Annotated in this window: 16 protein-coding genes and 1 pseudogene; 9 read left to right on the top strand and 8 right to left on the bottom strand. The window is 57.5% G+C overall.

The window, feature by feature from the left end:
- The first annotated feature begins 111 nt into the window (after positions 1 to 111).
- The 4 genes from argJ to ribA all read left to right on the top strand — a co-directional run bounded on the left by argJ (position 112) and on the right by ribA (position 3,561).
- Positions 112 to 1,329, top strand: a complete 1,218-nt coding sequence (gene argJ, locus AC0B60_RS19375; protein ID WP_465087524.1) for a bifunctional glutamate N-acetyltransferase/amino-acid acetyltransferase ArgJ — start codon at positions 112 to 114, stop codon at positions 1,327 to 1,329.
- A gap of 2 nt (positions 1,330 to 1,331) precedes the next feature.
- Positions 1,332 to 2,291 (top strand): Nudix family hydrolase, encoded by a 960-nt coding sequence (locus AC0B60_RS19370; protein ID WP_465087523.1) that lies wholly within the window; start codon positions 1,332 to 1,334, stop codon positions 2,289 to 2,291.
- Between the two features lie 83 nt (positions 2,292 to 2,374).
- Positions 2,375 to 2,863 (top strand): cyclic pyranopterin monophosphate synthase MoaC, encoded by a 489-nt coding sequence (gene moaC / locus AC0B60_RS19365; protein WP_465087522.1) that lies wholly within the window; start codon positions 2,375 to 2,377, stop codon positions 2,861 to 2,863.
- Between the two features lie 83 nt (positions 2,864 to 2,946).
- Positions 2,947 to 3,561: a GTP cyclohydrolase II gene (ribA, locus tag AC0B60_RS19360; RefSeq protein WP_007154564.1), complete on the top strand. Its 615-nt coding sequence runs from the start codon at positions 2,947 to 2,949 to the stop codon at positions 3,559 to 3,561.
- A gap of 18 nt (positions 3,562 to 3,579) precedes the next feature.
- Here the strand turns inward: ribA and dxs are convergent, their stop codons facing one another.
- From dxs to AC0B60_RS19340, 4 genes are all read right to left on the bottom strand, one after another.
- Positions 3,580 to 5,514 (bottom strand): 1-deoxy-D-xylulose-5-phosphate synthase, encoded by a 1,935-nt coding sequence (gene dxs / locus AC0B60_RS19355; protein WP_075194906.1) that lies wholly within the window; start codon positions 5,512 to 5,514, stop codon positions 3,580 to 3,582.
- Between the two features lie 137 nt (positions 5,515 to 5,651).
- Complete coding sequence (locus tag AC0B60_RS19350) at positions 5,652 to 6,551, bottom strand: polyprenyl synthetase family protein (RefSeq protein WP_465087521.1); 900 nt, start codon at positions 6,549 to 6,551, stop codon at positions 5,652 to 5,654.
- Positions 6,551 to 6,805 carry an exodeoxyribonuclease VII small subunit gene (locus tag AC0B60_RS19345; RefSeq protein ID WP_036203780.1) on the bottom strand — a complete coding sequence of 85 codons (255 nt, stop codon included), beginning with the start codon at positions 6,803 to 6,805 and terminating at the stop codon, positions 6,551 to 6,553. Before AC0B60_RS19345 ends, AC0B60_RS19350 begins: the two co-directional genes overlap by 1 nt.
- A 48-nt stretch (positions 6,806 to 6,853) precedes the next feature.
- Positions 6,854 to 7,639 carry an NRDE family protein gene (locus AC0B60_RS19340; RefSeq protein WP_465087520.1) on the bottom strand — a complete coding sequence of 262 codons (786 nt, stop codon included), beginning with the start codon at positions 7,637 to 7,639 and terminating at the stop codon, positions 6,854 to 6,856.
- An 86-nt stretch (positions 7,640 to 7,725) separates the two neighbouring features.
- Here AC0B60_RS19340 and AC0B60_RS19335 point away from each other — a divergent pair, with 86 nt between their 5' ends.
- The 4 genes from AC0B60_RS19335 to AC0B60_RS19320 all read left to right on the top strand — a co-directional run bounded on the left by AC0B60_RS19335 (position 7,726) and on the right by AC0B60_RS19320 (position 11,113).
- Positions 7,726 to 8,520, top strand: a complete 795-nt coding sequence (locus tag AC0B60_RS19335; RefSeq protein WP_465087519.1) for a sulfite exporter TauE/SafE family protein — start codon at positions 7,726 to 7,728, stop codon at positions 8,518 to 8,520.
- A 15-nt stretch (positions 8,521 to 8,535) separates the two neighbouring features.
- Positions 8,536 to 9,324 carry a prolipoprotein diacylglyceryl transferase gene (gene lgt / locus AC0B60_RS19330; protein ID WP_465087518.1) on the top strand — a complete coding sequence of 263 codons (789 nt, stop codon included), beginning with the start codon at positions 8,536 to 8,538 and terminating at the stop codon, positions 9,322 to 9,324.
- Positions 9,321 to 10,160: a thymidylate synthase gene (locus AC0B60_RS19325; protein WP_465087517.1), complete on the top strand. Its 840-nt coding sequence runs from the start codon at positions 9,321 to 9,323 to the stop codon at positions 10,158 to 10,160. Before lgt ends, AC0B60_RS19325 begins: the two co-directional genes overlap by 4 nt.
- A gap of 437 nt (positions 10,161 to 10,597) precedes the next feature.
- On the top strand, positions 10,598 to 11,113 hold the full coding sequence (locus AC0B60_RS19320) for a dihydrofolate reductase (RefSeq protein ID WP_465087516.1): 516 nt from the start codon (positions 10,598 to 10,600) through the stop codon (positions 11,111 to 11,113).
- A gap of 17 nt (positions 11,114 to 11,130) precedes the next feature.
- Here the strand turns inward: AC0B60_RS19320 and AC0B60_RS19315 are convergent, their stop codons facing one another.
- Positions 11,131 to 12,642, bottom strand: a complete 1,512-nt coding sequence (locus tag AC0B60_RS19315) for a DEAD/DEAH box helicase (RefSeq protein ID WP_465087515.1) — start codon at positions 12,640 to 12,642, stop codon at positions 11,131 to 11,133.
- Between the two features lie 197 nt (positions 12,643 to 12,839).
- Between AC0B60_RS19315 and AC0B60_RS19310 the strand changes: the two genes are divergently transcribed.
- Positions 12,840 to 13,628, top strand: coding sequence for a thioesterase family protein (locus tag AC0B60_RS19310; protein WP_273064815.1), 789 nt, complete (start codon positions 12,840 to 12,842; stop codon positions 13,626 to 13,628).
- 763 nt (positions 13,629 to 14,391) lie between these two features.
- Here the strand turns inward: AC0B60_RS19310 and AC0B60_RS19305 are convergent.
- The 3 genes and pseudogenes from AC0B60_RS19305 to AC0B60_RS19295 form a co-directional block, all read right to left on the bottom strand.
- Positions 14,392 to 14,658: pseudogene (locus tag AC0B60_RS19305) on the bottom strand (ISNCY-like element ISMaq5 family transposase); the annotation flags it as partial.
- 192 nt (positions 14,659 to 14,850) lie between these two features.
- A complete protein-coding gene (locus AC0B60_RS19300; RefSeq protein ID WP_465087514.1) occupies positions 14,851 to 15,828 on the bottom strand; it encodes an MBL fold metallo-hydrolase in 978 nt (325 codons plus the stop codon).
- A gap of 802 nt (positions 15,829 to 16,630) precedes the next feature.
- Positions 16,631 to 17,070: alpha/beta fold hydrolase (locus AC0B60_RS19295; RefSeq protein WP_465087513.1), on the bottom strand; the 440-nt coding region annotated here is incomplete at its 5' end.

The following is a 17,070-nucleotide window of genomic DNA, read 5'->3' as shown; positions in this document are numbered from 1 at the left end:
AGCGAACTAAGGCCCGCACCCTGATCGACAGGCTGCGGGTTTTTCGTTTGGTAACCGGTGTTCCGGCCGGGTTGCCGGGTAGAAGCCGATCATGACGAAAGGAGAGTGAAGATGGCAGTTGGTCCAGGAACCTTGCCGACGTTTTTTCCGGTGGCCGGCGTCAGGCTGGGTATCGGCAGTGCCGGTATCAAGAAACCAGGCAAGAAAGATCTGGTGGTTATAGAGTTGGCGCCGGGTAGCCGAGTGGCCGGTATTTTCACCCGTAATCAGTTTTGCGCGGCCCCTGTTCACGTCACGCGAAGCCATCTGGCAAGCGATGCACCGCGCTACCTGCTGATCAACACCGGCAATGCCAATGCCGGCACCGGCGAACAAGGCATGAAGGATGCCCAGGCCTGTTGTCAGGCGTTGGCGGATCACGCCGGTGTCCCCGCTGGTAGCGTGCTGCCGTTTTCGACAGGGGTTATCGGGGAGCCACTACCGGTTGGTAAAGTTGTCAGCGCGTTACCGCAGGCACTGGCGGATGTCTCCGAGTCCCACTGGGCTGAAGCAGCGTCGGGGATCATGACCACCGACACTCGTCCCAAGGGTGCCTCGCGCCAGATCGATCTGGATGGCCAAACGGTATCCATATCCGGTATCAGTAAGGGGGCGGGCATGATCCGCCCCAACATGGCTACCATGCTGGGCTTCATTGCCACCGACGCGAATATCGCACCGGATGTGTTGGCGAGCCTTGCGTCAGAATTAGGAGAGACGTCGTTCAATCGGATTACCATCGACGGTGACACGTCCACCAACGATGCCTGCATGCTGATTGCCAGCGGTCAATCTGGCGGCCCTGAGATCTCGGCCGATAGCCCGTCCCTGCCAAAGCTCAGGGAAGCGCTGCGCGAGGTGTTCCTCGAGCTGGCGCACGCGATTGTTCGCGACGGCGAAGGTGCCACCAAGTTTGTCACCATTGAAGTGAGCCGCGCGACATCGGTACAGGAGGCGCTGGACGTTGCCTATACGGTCGCTCACTCACCACTGGTCAAAACTGCACTGTTTGCATCCGATCCCAACTGGGGGCGGATACTGGCTGCCGTAGGGCGTGCTGGTGTCGACGGGCTGGACCTGAACGCCCTCGAGATCTGGCTGGGAGATGTGTGCCTGGTTCGCAATGGCGGCCGTGCTGCGGATTACAGCGAGTCCCGCGGGCAGGCCGTGATGGACGGTGAGGAAATTACCATCCACATTGATCTCGGGCGGGGGAATGTCAGTGAACGGGTGTGGACCTGCGACTTTTCCCATGACTACGTCACCATCAATGCTGAGTATCGCACCTGATTATGACGCCAGTTCGGGAAATACACGTTGCGGTGGGCGTTGTCTTTCGTGATGGGAAGGTATTGATCGCCCGTCGGCCAGGCCACGTTCACCAGGGTGGTTTACTTGAGTTTCCGGGGGGCAAGGTTGAGGCTGGTGAAACGGTCCAGCAGGCACTGGTCAGGGAAATTCGGGAAGAGACCGGGTTGCGGATAGATCCGGACGTTCTTGAGCCGGTCATTGAGATTCGCCACGATTACGGGGACAAGCAGGTGTTTCTTGATGTCTGGGAAGCCTCTTCCGCTGAAGGCACTCCCGAGGGCCGTGAAGGGCAGGCGATACAATGGCTGGAGGTCGAAGACCTGGCGGATAGTGATTTCCCCGCCGCAAACCGTCCGATTATTCGCGCGCTGAAGTTGCCTCGTCGCTATGCTATTACCGGTTCTACTGGCAACTCCTCGGCATTCCCTGAACGACTTCGCCAGTGCTTGTTTGAAACACGCCCACAGTTGTGCCTGTTCAGGGCGCCGGAATTAAGTGACGAAATGTACGAGCGATTGGCGGGCTGGTCACTGGAGGCCGCTCGCGCCAGCGAGTCCGTGTTGATGCTTCATGGCGCCCCGTTGCTGCTTGAGCGTCTGCCCCAGGCCGCCGGTTTGCACCTGCCGTGGCGGGAAGCCAGGCAGCTTTCAGCTCGGCCGATACCCGAGGGGTACCTATTGGCAATCTCCTGTCACGATGAAGAGGAAATTGCCCATGCTGAACAGCTCCAGGCGGACTTCATTACCGTGGGCCCGGTAAAGCCTACGTCTTCCCATCCCGGTGTGACTGGAATTGGGTGGGAGCGTTTCCAGGTGCTGGCCGCAGGCGCAGCAATTCCTGTCTACGCCCTTGGTGGGCTTAGCGCTGATGATGCCCGAATGGCACGCCAGGCTGGCGCTCAGGGTATTGCAGGTATTGGTTTCTGGTGGCCAGGAAACTGATGTTTAACCTGCTGCTGGGCCTGTACGCTCTGGTATGATAGGCCTGCTAAGACCGTCTTTTATCAACGATTTCGGGAGACACCGTGAGCAAACTGACGCATCTCGACGACAACGGCGCCGCGCGCATGGTGGACGTTACGTCCAAGGCTGTTACCGAGCGTGAGGCCAGGGCTGAGGCGCTGATCCGAATGGCGCCGGATACTCTGGCAATGATTGTGGAAGGGCAGCATCCCAAGGGGGATGTGCTGGCGGTGGCGCGGGTTGCCGGTATCATGGCGGCCAAGAAGACCCACGAACTGATTCCTCTGTGCCACGCGTTGAACCTGACCTCGGTAAAAGTAGAGCTGACGCCGGGCAAGGACGGTGCTTCGATTCACATTGCCACTCGCTGCAAGCTCTCCGGCCAGACCGGTGTTGAGATGGAGGCCCTGACGGCCGCCAGCGTGGCGGCACTGACCCTCTACGATATGTGCAAGGCCGTTGATCGCGGTATGGTCGTGGACAATGTCCGCCTGTTGGAGAAAAAGGGTGGGCGTAGTGGCCACTGGTCTGCTTCTGACTCCGGTTCGTAGGATCCACCATACAGAGACTACGCCAGGGCGCTGGCCTCGTGATAGAATGCGCCGCTCGATTGACTGAACCACGAGGAAACACTGTGGCTGTTCGTTACATCCAGACTTGCCGGCTGCCAACCCCTTTCGGCGTTTTCGACATGCACGGCTTTGAAGAGCCGGACACCGGAAAGGAGCACGTGGCGCTTACGCTGGGTGACCTCAACAGTCCGGAGCCGATGCTGGCGCGGACCCACTCCGAGTGCCTGACCGGTGATGCCCTGTACAGCATGCGCTGTGACTGTGGTTATCAGTTGGAAGAAGCCTTGCGCAGTATTGCCCGCGAAGGTCGGGGCATTCTTATGTATCTGCGCCAGGAAGGCCGGGGTATTGGGCTGCTGAACAAGATTCGTGCCTACAACCTGCAGGATCAGGGTGCGGATACCGTGGAAGCCAACGAACAGCTCGGCTTTGCGGCTGACTTGCGGGACTACAGCATGTGCCGGGATATGTTGGCGCACCTGGGCATTCGTAGCCTGAGGCTGATGACCAATAACCCCCGCAAGGTAGATGCTTTGACCGATCTGGGTATAGAAATAGCGGAGCGCGTCCCTCTGCATGTGGGGCGCAACCCCCACAATGAGCATTACCTCAATACCAAGCAGAGCAAGCTCGGACACTGGTTCGAGACCCACCAGGACGACGATCCCGCCGTCTGATGTGATCTCTTCGCGTGCTTATTGAACCGCCTTTAGCGACTGGTTGTACTTCATTCGCTCCAGGCGGGTTTCAATAGTGTGCCTGATACCTTCGGCATCCAGTCCACAGGAAGACAGCAACTCGCCGTGCTTACCGTGATCAATGAAGGTGTCTGGCAGGCCGATCTGGAGCACCGGCTGGCTGACATCCCGGCTGTTCAGGAATTCCGTCACCGCGCTGCCCGCTCCGCCGGCAATGGCGTTCTCTTCAATCGTAACCAGCAGGTCATGCTTTTCCGCCAATGCCAGGATGAGCTCTTCATCCAACGGTTTTACAAAGCGCATGTCGGCGACAGTGGCGCCCAGAGACTTGGCAGCCTCCAGGGCAGGCGTAAGCAGGGTGCCGAAGTTGAGTATGGCAACCCCTGAGCCTTCTTTCACAAGCTGGCCTTTGCCGATCGGTAGGGGAGCCAGTTCGCGGACCATCTCTGCACCCGGGCCTGTGCCCCGCGGGTAGCGCACTGCCGCCGGCCCCTCAAACAGCATACCTGTGTGCAGCAGTTGCCGGGTTTCGTTTTCGTCAGAGGGAGTCATCACGATCATGTTTGGGACACAGCGCAAGTAGCTGATGTCAAACGCGCCTGCGTGAGTGGGGCCGTCTTCGCCAACCAGCCCGGCGCGGTCAATCGCGAACAGGACGTCCAGGTTCTGTATGGCCACGTCATGGATCAGCTGATCGTAGGCACGCTGCAGAAACGTCGAATAGATCGCCACTACGGGTTTGGCGCCGTCACAGGCAAGGCCTGCAGCCAGGGTGACGGAATGCTGCTCAGCAATGGCGACGTCGAAATACCGGTCCGGGAAGCGCTGGGAGAACGCCAGAAGATCGGAGCCTTCACACATGGCGGGGGTGATACCCACAATGCGGTCGTCCGCTTCGGCGGCGTCGCAGAGCCATTGGCCAAATACATTGGCGTACTTCAGCTTCGACGGCTTCGGGGCAACCGGCTCTGGCTTGCTGGGCGGCACCGGTTCGATCTTGTTGATGGCATGGTAGCCGATTGGATCGGCTTCGGCCGGGGCGAAACCCTTGCCCTTGGTGGTGACCACGTGGAGGAATTGCGGTCCGTCCAGTTCGCGGATGTTCTCCAGGGTTTCCAGCAGCAGGGGCAGGTCGTGGCCGTCGATGGGGCCGATGTAGTTGAAGCCCAGTTCCTCAAACAGCGTGCCCGGGGAGATCATGCCCTTGAAATGTTCCTCGGTCTTGCGAGCAAGCGCCATCAGTTGCGGGGTGCCTTGCAACACCCGTTTACCGCTGTCCCGCACCTGATTATAGGTGCGGCTGGCCAGCAGTTTGGCAAAATAGTTCGACAACCCGCCCACATTGCGGGAAATAGACATATCGTTGTCGTTGAGGATCACCAGCATGTTGGCGTCCAGGTGCCCGGCATGGTTGAGGGCCTCGAATGCCATGCCGGCCGTCATGGCACCGTCACCGATGACGGCAATGCTCTTGCGACCAGTGCCCTGCATGCGGGAGGCGATGGCCATACCCAGGGCGGCGCTGATGGAGGTGCTGGAGTGACCAACGCCGAAGGTATCATATTCGCTCTCCGCACGTTTCGGGAAGCCGGCCAGGCCATCCTTTCGGCGGATGCTGTTCATGCGCTCCCGGCGCCCGGTCAGGATTTTGTGGGGATAGGCCTGGTGGCCCACATCCCAGACCAGGCGGTCTTCCGGGGTATTGAAGACGTAATGCAGGGCAACGGTCAGTTCCAGGACACCCAGGCCGGCGCCGAAGTGGCCGCCTGTCTGTCCCACCGACCATAGCAGGAAGGCACGTAGCTCCCTGGCGAGCTGGGTCAGTTGCTCTGCTGCCAGCTCGCGCAGTTGCCCGGGAGTGTCAATCCTGTCCAGAAGCGGCGTGTTGGGCCGTTGGGACGGGATTTCCTTAAAAGTATATGTATCCTGCATCTGCTCGGGTCTTTTCCGGGTGATTCAAAATGTGGGTTCTATTATAGGGGATGAAGGCACCCGGTTTCATACTGATTGGGCCAGCCGGGCCCCTCCAGTCCTTCATTAGTCAGTGTGCATGCCTGAGCCGTTGATGATCAATGGGTGCGTTCCACTACGTAACCGGCCATGTCCCGGAGCAGGTCGCCTTCCTCGCCAAACATCTCGATGCTGGCCAGTGCGGACTCGAGCAGCTGTGACAGGTAGTTTCGGGCGCCGTCAGCGCCCATCAGCGAGGGATAGGTTGGCTTGGATCGGGCCAGATCCGAGCCCTGGGGTTTGCCGATCACAGTCGTATCGCCCTCGATATCCAGCAAGTCATCCTGCACCTGGAAGGCGAGACCGAGGGTTTGCGAATAAACCGTGAGGGCCGCCAACTGGTCTTCGTTCACCTCGGGTGCGGTGAGGGCACCCATCCGGACGCTGGCCGCAATGAGTGCACCGGTTTTGTGGCGGTGCATATTTTCCAACTGCTCAACGGTCAGCTGCTTGCCGACGGACTCCAGGTCAATCGCCTGTCCGCCCGCCATACCCTGGTGGCCGCTGGCGGTCGCCAATTCACGTATCATTGCAAGGAGCACCTGATCATCCAGTCCCGGTGCTTCGGCCAGCCAGCCGAACGCAAGGGTCTGCAGCGCATCGCCTGCCAATATGGCGGTGGCTTCGTCAAAGGCGATGTGCGTGGTGGCGCGGCCCCGGCGCAGATCATCGTTGTCCATGGCGGGCAGGTCATCGTGAATCAGCGAGTAGGCATGAATCAGTTCCAGCGAACAGGCGGGAACGATCGCACTTTCCTGAGGTTGGCCAAGCGCCGTGGCTGCCGCCAGGCAAAGCGCCGGCCGGATGCGCTTGCCGCCGCCCAGAACGCTGTATCGCATGGCCTGTTGCAGGCGTTCAGAGCCGTGGCCGGATGCACAAAGCTGGTGCTCAAGTTGGGCATCAATCTGATTGCGGCATTGCTCCAGGAAAGCCGCCAGGCGGGTGTTCGGAGTTGACATCAGGCAGGTTCGTCCGGGCTAAAAGGACGTGTTTCCAGTGTGCCATCGCTGTTTTCCACCAGTTGTTCTACCCGCTGTTCCGCCGTCTTGAGCGCTTGCTGGCACTCGCGAGTCAGCTTTACGCCGCGCTCGAATGCAGTAAGAGACTGCTCCAGGGAGAGTTCGCCCTGCTCCAGATCATGGACCAGTTTTTCCAGCTCATCCAGGGATTTTTCGAAGTCGGCGATGGACGCCGCGCTTTTCTCACCGGCCATAAAGGGCCTCCGGTTGCTTCGCGGAATTTGGCGGATTATACCAAAGCTTCAGGCCGACCGCTGCCAGCAGAAATGCCTTGTGCCTTCCTTTTTTCCCTCCGGTCCCCAGCACTGCTCCGTCACCCGGACTTCACCGACGGCGCTGACCGTGACCACTGTTGTGGCACGGGTGCCGTAGTCACTGCCGACAATGAACGGCGAAGACAGAAAGCGCTCGGTGTCCTTGCCAACACCAGTATCCGGTAGTTCATGGTCGGGCGCCGGCGTGGTGTCCTGCAGGCGTTCGATAAGATTATGATGGAGGTCATCAGTGCGGTCCTCCGACGCACCTTCAAGCAAATCGGTCACCGAGTTTCTCAATCTCAGCAGTTTTGGCCAGGGGGTCTGCAGAAGGTGGTTGCTCAAGCCGTAGGTGCCGCGATGAACATGACGCCCGGGGTGGGCGTCGCGGTTGCTGTAGTACCATCCTGCGTACTCGTCCAACCTGACCAGATTGAATCCTGAGTAATCGCTTTTTCGTGTCTGCAGCCGTGCCGCGAGTGCATCGCTGTTGTCTGCCAGCGCCTTCAGCGGCAATTCGCCACGGGAGTGGGCTCCGGGTACCTGGGAGCCTTCCCGCACATTGGTCACGGCGGCAACACTTCCATCCTGATCAATTGCGAGCCAGGTGCCGCCTGACAGCAAATCCCGTCCCGCCAGGACGTCACGTCCGGCGGTTTCGCTGTGCCACCAGTCCATGGCCGCTGTGGGCCGGCGAAAGAACTCATCACGATTTGCTGCCACTACCAATGGAAAGGCAGGATGCTGCTGAACGCTAAAAACAATCAGGCACATGGTGGCGGGCTCATCAGTCGCGAGTGAACAAAAGGGATTCGATGTGTATCATACCAGCCTGATTTGCTGTCTGCGTGTGGCTGAGTATGACCCTTTTTGCTGTTGTTGGCCTGTACCTTGCGCTGGGCGCCCTGGCGGGCACCATGGCCGGCCTGTTCGGAATTGGTGGCGGGCTGGTTATTGTTCCGGTGCTTATTTTCAGTTTTAACCTACAGGGTGTCAGTGGCGAGATTGCTGCTCACCTGGCTGTGGGCACCTCGTTGGCCACTATCGTCTTCACCTCGATCAGTTCAATACGGTCCCACCATCTCCATGGCGCTGTCCGCTGGGGAATCTTCCGCCCGATGGCGGTTGGTATTGTTCTTGGAGCCGTGCTGGGTGCCTGGACCGCATCCATGCTCAGTGGTGAGGCCCTGGAACTTGTTATTGGTGTGTTTGTCATTCTTGTGGCCCTGAAAATGCTCTTCGGAGCCAATCCGAAACCCGGCCGCGATGTGCCCGGTTCCGTGGGGTTGGGTAGCGCCGGCGCTGGTATTGGTTGGGCATCCGCTATTTTTGGCATCGGCGGTGGCACACTGACGGTTCCGTTCCTGAGCTGGTGCAATGTGCGAATGCAGCAAGCGGTGGGCACCTCCGCCGCCTGCGGACTGCCCATCGCTGTGGCCGGCGCGCTGGCAAACATTGGCACCGGTTGGCAGAATCCAGCTCTGCCCGAACTCAGTGTCGGGTTTATCTACCTGCCAGCGTTTGTGGGTATCGTCCTGACCAGTGTGTTGTTCGCCCGGGTTGGAGCCAACCTGGCTCATCGCCTGGACGCGGCCCTGTTGAAAAAGATCTTCGCCATCTTTCTGATTGTCGTAGGTATCCGTTTTCTGTTGTGACCTGAGGGGTTATTGATGCTCCAGCATCCGCAAATCGATCCGGTGGCCATTGCCATCGGGCCTTTGAAAATACACTGGTATGGCTTGACCTACCTGGTCGGATTTCTTGTGGGCTGGTGGCTGGGCCGCCTTCGCGCCCGCAAGCCCTGGTCGCCCATCACTGAAGAGCAGATGGGCGACATGCTGTTCTATATTGCCCTTGGCGTGATATTGGGCGGCCGCTTTGGCTATGTGATCTTCTACAATTTCAGCGCCTTCGCGGCCGACCCGTTAATGTTGCTGCGGGTCTGGGAAGGGGGGATGTCTTTCCATGGTGGCCTGCTTGGCGTGATTTTCGCCATGTGGTGGTTTGGCCGCAAGGTGGATTGCACCTTCTGGCAGATTGCGGATTTCGTCGCACCATTGGTGCCGGTTGGCCTGGGTGCTGGTCGCATAGGCAATTTCATCAACGGCGAACTCTGGGGCAAGCCCACGGATGTTGCCTGGGGCATGGTTTTCCGCACGGCTCCAGACAGCTTGGCCCGCCACCCGTCCCAGCTCTACCAGTTCGCTCTGGAAGGTGTCCTGCTGTTTATCATCTTGTGGTGGTTTTCATCCAAACCAAGGCCCCGCATGGCGGTCTCAGGCCTGTTCCTGGCGTGTTACGGCATCTTTCGATTCCTGGTGGAGTTTGTTCGCCAGCCGGACCCCCAGCTGGGATACCTGGCCTTCGACTGGCTGACCATGGGGCAGGTGTTGTCGTTCCCGATGATCCTGGCGGGCGCCGTTCTGATCGTTATTGCTTACCGGAGAAACGCTGAATGAAAGCCTATCTCGACCTGATGAAAGACGTGGTGGACAACGGCATGGACCGCGGTGACCGCACCGGCGTCGGCACCCGCTCGGTCTTCGGCCGCCAGATTCGTTTCAACCTGCAGGACGGCTTCCCGCTGGTGACCACCAAGAAAGTCCACCTGCGCAGCATTATCCAGGAGTTGCTGTGGTTCCTGCAGGGCTCTACCGACAACAACTGGCTGAAAGAGCGCAACGTGTCGATCTGGAACGAGTGGGCCCTGGAAAACGGCGACCTGGGGCCGATTTACGGTAAGCAGTGGCGCAGTTGGCACTGCCCGGACGGCAGTACGGTGGACCAGATCAGCGAAGTGATTGACCAGATCCGCCACAAGCCGAACTCCCGCCGGTTGATCGTCTCCGCCTGGAACCCGGCTGAGCTCCCGGACGAATCCATCGGCCCCCAGGACAACGTCCGCCAGGGCCGCATGGCCTTGGCTCCGTGCCATTGTCTGTTCCAGTTCTACGTCGCCGATGGCAAACTCTCCTGCCAGCTTTACCAGCGCAGCGCCGACTTGTTCCTCGGGGTGCCGTTCAATATTGCATCCTATGCGCTGCTGACCCACATGATCGCCCAGCAGTGCGATCTGGGTGTGGGGGAGTTCGTCCATACCTTTGGTGATTGTCATCTGTACCAGAACCATCTGACCGACGATATCGTGTTCGAGCAGTTGAAGCGGGAGCCACGGGGTGTGCCCAAACTGGTGATCAAACGGAAGCCTTCATCGATCTTTGAGTACGAGTTGGAGGACTTTGAGTTTGACGGTTACGAGCCTCATCCTGGGATTAAGGCGCCTATTGCTATTTGATCTCTAGCTGGGCCTGGCCCTTTTATTTTGGTGCCTGCAGAACAGCGTGTGGGGACTTTCGAAAAACGCCTCGAGACGTCCGTGTGCGGCTTGGGCTCCGCCATCCATGGCTCCGCACATTTTCGAAAGTCCCTACACGCTGCCCTGCGACCGAATAGCAGAGTTCGATTATCTGAAAGGGTTGGTTTGGTTGGGGGGGGCGCGATGATTCAAGATTTACTACTGCTCTGCATTGAAGTAATTGTGGATCGACCATCTGTATGGCCGAATCGCAAGAGGGCAGGATAACCTGTCTAAAAATGTGCGGAGCCATGGATGGCGGAGCCCAAGCCGCGCAGGGATGCCTTGAGGCGTTTTTTGGACAGGTTATCCCGCCCTCTTGCAGCTCCCAAAGCCAAAGGCCCTGGAATTCGGACTCCCAAGCAAGAGGACAAACAATGAGAAAAGCTTTAATAGTGGCTATGTCCCGCAACCGGGTGATAGGCCGAAATAACAAGTTACCCTGGTACTTGCCGGGCGACCTCAGGTACTTCAAACAGGCCACCATGGGAAAACCCATCATCATGGGCCGGAAAACCTGGGACTCCATTGGCAGGCCGTTACCCGGACGGATGAACGTGGTAATTTCCCGAAACCCGGAATGGGAAGCGCCCACCGGAACGGTTGCAGCGAAATCACTGGAAGACGCGTTGGTCAAAGCCGAAGTTCAGGCTGAGATTGAAGGCGGGGACGAAGTGATGATCATCGGTGGCGGCCAGATCTACGACGAAGCCTTGCCGATGGTGGACCGGATCTACGTCACCCAGGTGCACGCCGAGGTGGAGGGAGACGCATTCTTTCCGAAAGTGAACTGGGATGAGTGGGAAGAACTCGGACGGGAGGATTTCTCCGCGTCCGATAATAACCCTTACGACTACAGCTTCGTCGTCTACCAGCGCCCAAGTCAGCCTTGAGCGCCTAAGTCAGCAGATCAGCCCTGACGGGGTGGGCGTTTACCAGAAGGCTTGCCACCCTTGCCGGGAGGCTTGCCCTTCGGGCCTGGGCCGCCGCGACCCTTGGGGCCCTTCTTGAAGCCGGGTTTGAATCCTGGCTTGCCGCCCGGACGGCCACCTTTACGGTCACGACGTGGCGGTGCGGTGGCAGAAACCACCGGCAGTGCTTCCGGCTGTTCCAGGGGCAGTGAGCCCGGCTGGGATGCCTCCAGATAGCAAGCCAGCGCACCGGCAACCATCGCAATGTCCATGTCGTTGCGTTCGGCAATTTCATCGAGCAACGCCATCGCCTTGCCCAGTTTGCCATCTTCGGCAAAGCCCAGAAGCTGTGACTCAAACTGCTCTTCGCGCATCTTCTTCAGAGCGTTGGGCGAGGGCAGCTCATAGGATTCCATCGGCGAATTGGTGGCGCGCTCAAGCGTGCGCAGCCAGCTGCGCTCACGAGGCGTGACCAGCAGAATCGCCTTGCCATCACGACCGGCACGGCCGGTGCGGCCAACCCGGTGAATGTAGGCTTCGGTGTCGTAAGGCACGTCGTAGTTGATTACGTGAGTAATGCGGGGGACATCAAGGCCGCGGGCCGCAACATCGGTTGCCACGATAATATCTTTCTTGCCGCGTTTGAGGTCTTCTACCGTTTGCTCACGCTGGCGCTGGTTTAGGTCACCGTTCAGCGGCGCTACGGCATGGCCGCGTGCGGATAGTTTTTCAGCCAGCAACGTGGTTTCCGCTTTCGTCCGCACAAAAATAATGGCGGCGTCGAGCGGTTCCACTTCCAGAATACGGGTCAAGGCGTCCAGTTTGCGTTCGGCATACACTGGCAGCACAAACTGCGAAATGCGTTCAACCGTACGGGTCTCGCTCTCGATTTTCACTTCCGTGGCGTCGCGCAGATAGGTCTGGGCGACCTTCTTGATCTGCGGTGGCATGGTCGCTGAGAACAGTGCGCGTTGGCAGTTTTCCGGGGTCTTCGCCAGGATGGCTTCCACGTCATCGATAAAGCCCATGCGAAGCATCTCGTCAGCTTCGTCCAGAACCAGGGCTTTGAGGCTGCCCAGCTTCAGGGTGCCCTTGCGCAGATGATCCAGCATGCGGCCAGGGGTGCCCACAATTACTTGGGCACCGCGACGCAGGCCCTTGATCTGCGGGAAGAAGTCTTGGCCGCCATAGATAGGCAGTACATGAAAGTTGCGGAACTTGGAGGCATAGGTGGTAAACGCCTCGGCCACCTGGATGGCCAGTTCCCGCGTGGGTGCCAGAACCAGGATTTGCGGTTCCATAACAGACGCGTCTATCCGGCTCAGTAATGGCAGCGCAAAGGCAGCGGTTTTACCGGTACCGGTCTGGGCAACACCCAGCAAGTGCTTACCAGCCAACAGCGCAGGGATCGTCTGGGCCTGTATGGGAGAGGGCTTTTCATAGCCAACGGCAGCAACTGCTTCAAGGACAGCTGGATCCAGGCCGAGGTCGGCAAAAGACAAATCAGACATTAATGTACTCAGAATTCGGAGGGTAGGGCATTGCAATGCAATGCGTGTTGTGGCGGGGATTATAACTGGTTTGTTGTGTCTTTAACACGGCAAATGCTGTAGGCGCTGTAGGTAGTTGCCGGCGGGAACGGTTGCGCGGCGGGACGATATTGGGCAATCTGCGGATTATTTTAAATAGGATGCTAACAGGCGTGTGTATGAATTTTGATGAATTAATGAAGATAGGGTGCAGCGGTGATGATGTGGTTGTCCCTTCGACCTGGGCTCAGGGGCGCGCCTCTTTTGGAGGGGCGGTTGCGGCTTTGGTGTTTAACCGAATGGCTGACGTTGTTTCATCCGATAGGCCGATGCGGTCCATGCAGGTGTCGTTCGTGGGGCCTGTAACACCTGATGAACCTGCGACGGTTGAGGCGGAGATTCTGAGAGAGGGTAAGGCCGTCAGTCAGGTCATGGGCAGAATTGTCCAGGGGGGAGAGCTGAAGTTGGTGGCATTGGCGAGTTTTGGCGGCGACCGGGAGTCTGACGTTTCGGTAGATGCCGAGCCGGCGCCCGAGGCGAAGCCGGTGGAGCAATGCTTCGGCCTGGATTACATTGAAGGCGTTACACCGGAGTTCATTCAGCACATTGAGATGCGCTGGGCTTTTGGCAATCTTCCGTTCAGTGGTAAAGGTGGTCGAGAGCTTGGCGGCTGGATGCAATTCCGGCAAACGCCAGAAACCTTTTCGGATGCCCACATTGTCGCTCTGGTTGATGCGTGGCCGCCTGCTGTTTTGCCATATGTGAAGCAGCAGGTAAGAACAAGTTCCTTAAGCTGGGCCCTTGAAATTGTGCACCCCAGGCCAGTTCTGGCGCCGGGTGACTGGCTGTTGTACAAGGCAGAGATTGATAAGGCAGGCGCGGGATACGGTCATACCCAGGCGGGTATCTGGACCGCTAGTGGAGAGCTTGTGGCGTTGAGCCGGCAAACGGTTACGGTGTTTGGATAACGATAGTGCCAACGGTCATCCCTTTCTTTGAAGTAAGGAATCCTCGTAAAGCCAATCGAAACGATGGAAGTGCTGGCTGCTAGTGTGATTGCGGTTGTGATCATAGTGGGTATCGCCTGGCTCTCGTATATGCCAATGATTCCCGAGATGGTTCGCGCTTGGTCTGAGCACCTCCGTATTGGGCACGCCGGCAACGGTTAATTGCGCTGGCTACTTGACCGGCGCTTTGCTGGTTACCCGGATCAGCAATTTCGGGCTAAAGGTGGGGCTGTACTAACTAGTGTCCATAGAGCCCCCCCCATTTTTAGCCAGTTTAGTTGATTTTCGGCAATAGGGATTGAACTGCGAGCTATCGACTAATGGAAGACGCCGAAATAATGACCTGTTTAACCGTCTTCTGATCGATCTGCCCAAGTTCCGGCCACGGGCGTGCATTGCATGGGTTTTCCATGTGTCATTCTAGTCGTTTTCCAGGTCGGACCTGCAGACTAACCCGGACCGAGGCGTGCCAGCCGCGCCAGGTTATATTAGAGCCGAGGCCCAGACAAACGCTTTGAAGCCATCGTGACCTTTCCACGCCGTTTTTTCGGCCCCGAAGGCACTTTTCAACTCCGACCCCAAGATGGTGGCGTGTCAAATCGTTCTGCCATTTTTGGCAGGATAGGGACGCTTGGGCCCCTTCAGTGACCTGCTGTCGGGCGTGATCCGCTTGCCTCAATACCAATTGTGCAAGCTTCAGAAACGCAGGGAAAAGCGCGTCCTTGGTCGACTTTTCCGACAAATGAAAGGTCAGTTGCTCATAGCTCAAACTCAGTTGCTGCTTCAACAGCAAGCAACGCAATATGCTCTCTGCACTGAGGCCGGTTCTCTCCACGGCCGATATCTAAGTATTAATCAGATCCTCAGCCACCAGATCCAGGATCTCCGGGTGCCTGTCCAGAACCTTCGAGAGCTCCTGGAGTTGGATGCCATGCCCATGATTTGAGTAATGTTCGAATATACTGGTCTGAGCATTGTGGGTTTCTCGCATGCTGGATCTCCTTGGTTGTTGGATGTTTTGGGTTTGCATTTTAGACTTACCAGAGTCAGGGGAGTATCCATTATCATAGATTTTCTTATAAAATCAGATGCTTATTAGTTTCGGGATGGGCTCTAGGTGATTTGGGATAGCAGAATGAGAAAAGCCGGAGGCTCTCTCCGACTTTTTACGGTCAGGCTTGATTCATTGTTTGCTAGCTTCGGCAGAACCGACGCCACCCTGATAGTTGGCAGGAATAAACTCGTAGCCCTGTTCTGCGCTTTTCAGATGGCCCAGGCCGGGAAAAGACAGATGGGCGGAGCCTACCCAGTAACCCGTTTCCTGGGCATCGGAAAAGGCCGTGGCTCGGGACTCAGTTGCTTGTTCACTGTCCACATCGAGCCGGATGGCAATGTCCGGCTGCGGGAACTGAACTGCTGCTACGTGAATCAGGTCGCCCCAAAGCATCAGCGTGTTGTCACCGCTTTCTACCATGTAAAGGCTGTGACCTGGTGTGTGGCCGCTGGCGGACACCGCGGAAATACCAGGTACCAACTCCTGGTCTTTGTCGAATGGCTTGAACTGACCGGACTCGACATAGGGATTGAGGGAGGTCATGGCGCCTTTGAAAAACCCCCTGGAATCCTCATCAGCAGCCTTCAGGTTGTCTTCGTTAAGCCAGAAATTCTGGTCTTCCACGCTGGCGCGAACGATGGCGTTGGGAAACACAATCTCGCCGTCAGACACCAGGCCGCCAATATGGTCCGGGTGCATGTGCGTGATGTAGATTTCATCGACATCTGCAGGCTCGTAACCGGACGCTTTCAGATGCTCAACCAGTTTCCCGAGTGTCGGTCCAAACAGACTGCCAGCGCCCGTGTCCACCAGTACCAGATGGTTGCCGGTGTTAATCAGATAACCGTTAACAGACGTGTCGAGCGGCGTAGAGAGGAAGTTATCCGCCAGGGTGTTATGCACGTGTTCTTCGGTGGTGTTCAGCAACAGCTTGTCCACCGGCAGCTTGACGGTGCCATCAGAAAGGGCGGTGATTTCGAAGTTACCGAGCATTGTGCGGTAATAGCCTGGGGCCTGCTCTTTTACCATCGGGGCTTCTGCTTGGGCAGCGACCGAGAACAGAATACCTGCGGTCAGGCCGGTAATGCGAGTCAGCATGGTACACATACGTAATCCCTTTTCGTGTTGTAAACAGACTGAATGTTTGGGTGTGGGGCTAATCTTCGTTGAAGGTCTTCATTCTGATCACGCCGCTTCGGGGGATCGACCAATGGATGAATAGTGCGAGTGTTGATCAACCACTCTGGAGTTGCTGAAGATCGCAGGTGTCGGCGTGGCTGAATAACACATATTGCTGAACGTCGTAGCCCGCTGTCAATGGCCATTTCTTTAACGGCAATAAGCGTTTATGCCAAGGCAAGCTTGAGCCTTCATTTCTTCATATGATCACGATACCCTGCCATCATTTTCATCATCCAACCTTGGCTCTCTTCTGACAAGGGGCTAGCATCGTCTAGGCCTGAGAGTTCGTCTTCGAAAAATCGGATCTGAGCCGCCCGGATATTGTCTTGGAGCTAGGTGATGAGGCCGCTTGGCACCAATGATGACACTGATTACAGACTTCTGGTGCAACAGCCACGTCAGGGCGGTTTGTGCCACATTGATAGGCTGAACTTTTATATTCTTACCCTCAGCAATTTCCCGCATTACTTTGATGACCTCGCTCACGGTTGACCGGTGGGAAGTCAAACTTGATGCGCCGGTTTTCTTCGAAAACGAACAAGCCATAGTTGTCGAGCATTCGATTTCGCAAATTTGGTTCCTCAGAAAACCAAGGCAGGTTATGGGTTGTCATAACAAATCACCTATACTTTGTGAAAAACTGCGAGATGTAGAACCGAGTCGTTATTATAGGCCACGAACGTTAGTACGCATTGACAAAAACTCCCATCTGGTTGAACAAAAACGGTTAAACCGGATGGTATTGGGGCGACAAAACCTGCAAAACGGCATCGCAAACCGCATCCGGTCGCTCCATCGGCAGGAAGTGGGTTGTTCCGGAAAGAACGCTCACGTCGGCTGAAGGCTGCAAGGTGCGAAAGCGTTTGCGCGCTGCTGGCGAAAAGGTTGACTGGCGTTCTGCAGCCAGCGCAATAACCGGACACTTCACACTGCGAATACCGGGCCAGGGGTTGTGTTCGGTATTGGCGAAAATGGCGCTTTCCCAGTCCGGTGAACAGGCCAGGCGGACCTGATCGTCCTGTGGCACGAAGGCATGCTGGACGTAGGCTTCAAGCCATGCCTCGGGCCAGGTCTTGAAGCCGCCGCGGCCACGATAATTGCTCAGGGCCATAGCGTGCGACTCGAATACACTGCGCCGACGTGCTGCGCCGGCCGCCAGCGCAAAAC

Source organism: Marinobacter sp. V34 (genome assembly GCF_055524115.1).
This window is presented reverse-complemented; position numbering and strand designations above follow the sequence as displayed.

Coding starts and splice junctions, on each gene's coding strand:
- argJ (WP_465087524.1), top strand. CDS start 112: ATGGCAGTTGGTCCAGGAACCTTGCCGACGTTTTTTCCGGTGGCCGGC.
- AC0B60_RS19370 (WP_465087523.1), top strand. CDS start 1,332: ATGACGCCAGTTCGGGAAATACACGTTGCGGTGGGCGTTGTCTTTCGT.
- dxs (WP_075194906.1), bottom strand. CDS start 5,514: ATGCAGGATACATATACTTTTAAGGAAATCCCGTCCCAACGGCCCAAC.
- AC0B60_RS19350 (WP_465087521.1), bottom strand. CDS start 6,551: ATGTCAACTCCGAACACCCGCCTGGCGGCTTTCCTGGAGCAATGCCGC.
- AC0B60_RS19345 (WP_036203780.1), bottom strand. CDS start 6,805: ATGGCCGGTGAGAAAAGCGCGGCGTCCATCGCCGACTTCGAAAAATCC.
- AC0B60_RS19340 (WP_465087520.1), bottom strand. CDS start 7,639: ATGTGCCTGATTGTTTTTAGCGTTCAGCAGCATCCTGCCTTTCCATTG.
- AC0B60_RS19335 (WP_465087519.1), top strand. CDS start 7,726: ATGACCCTTTTTGCTGTTGTTGGCCTGTACCTTGCGCTGGGCGCCCTG.
- lgt (WP_465087518.1), top strand. CDS start 8,536: ATGCTCCAGCATCCGCAAATCGATCCGGTGGCCATTGCCATCGGGCCT.
- AC0B60_RS19325 (WP_465087517.1), top strand. CDS start 9,321: ATGAAAGCCTATCTCGACCTGATGAAAGACGTGGTGGACAACGGCATG.
- AC0B60_RS19320 (WP_465087516.1), top strand. CDS start 10,598: ATGAGAAAAGCTTTAATAGTGGCTATGTCCCGCAACCGGGTGATAGGC.
- AC0B60_RS19315 (WP_465087515.1), bottom strand. CDS start 12,642: ATGTCTGATTTGTCTTTTGCCGACCTCGGCCTGGATCCAGCTGTCCTT.
- AC0B60_RS19310 (WP_273064815.1), top strand. CDS start 12,840: ATGAATTTTGATGAATTAATGAAGATAGGGTGCAGCGGTGATGATGTG.
- AC0B60_RS19300 (WP_465087514.1), bottom strand. CDS start 15,828: ATGTGTACCATGCTGACTCGCATTACCGGCCTGACCGCAGGTATTCTG.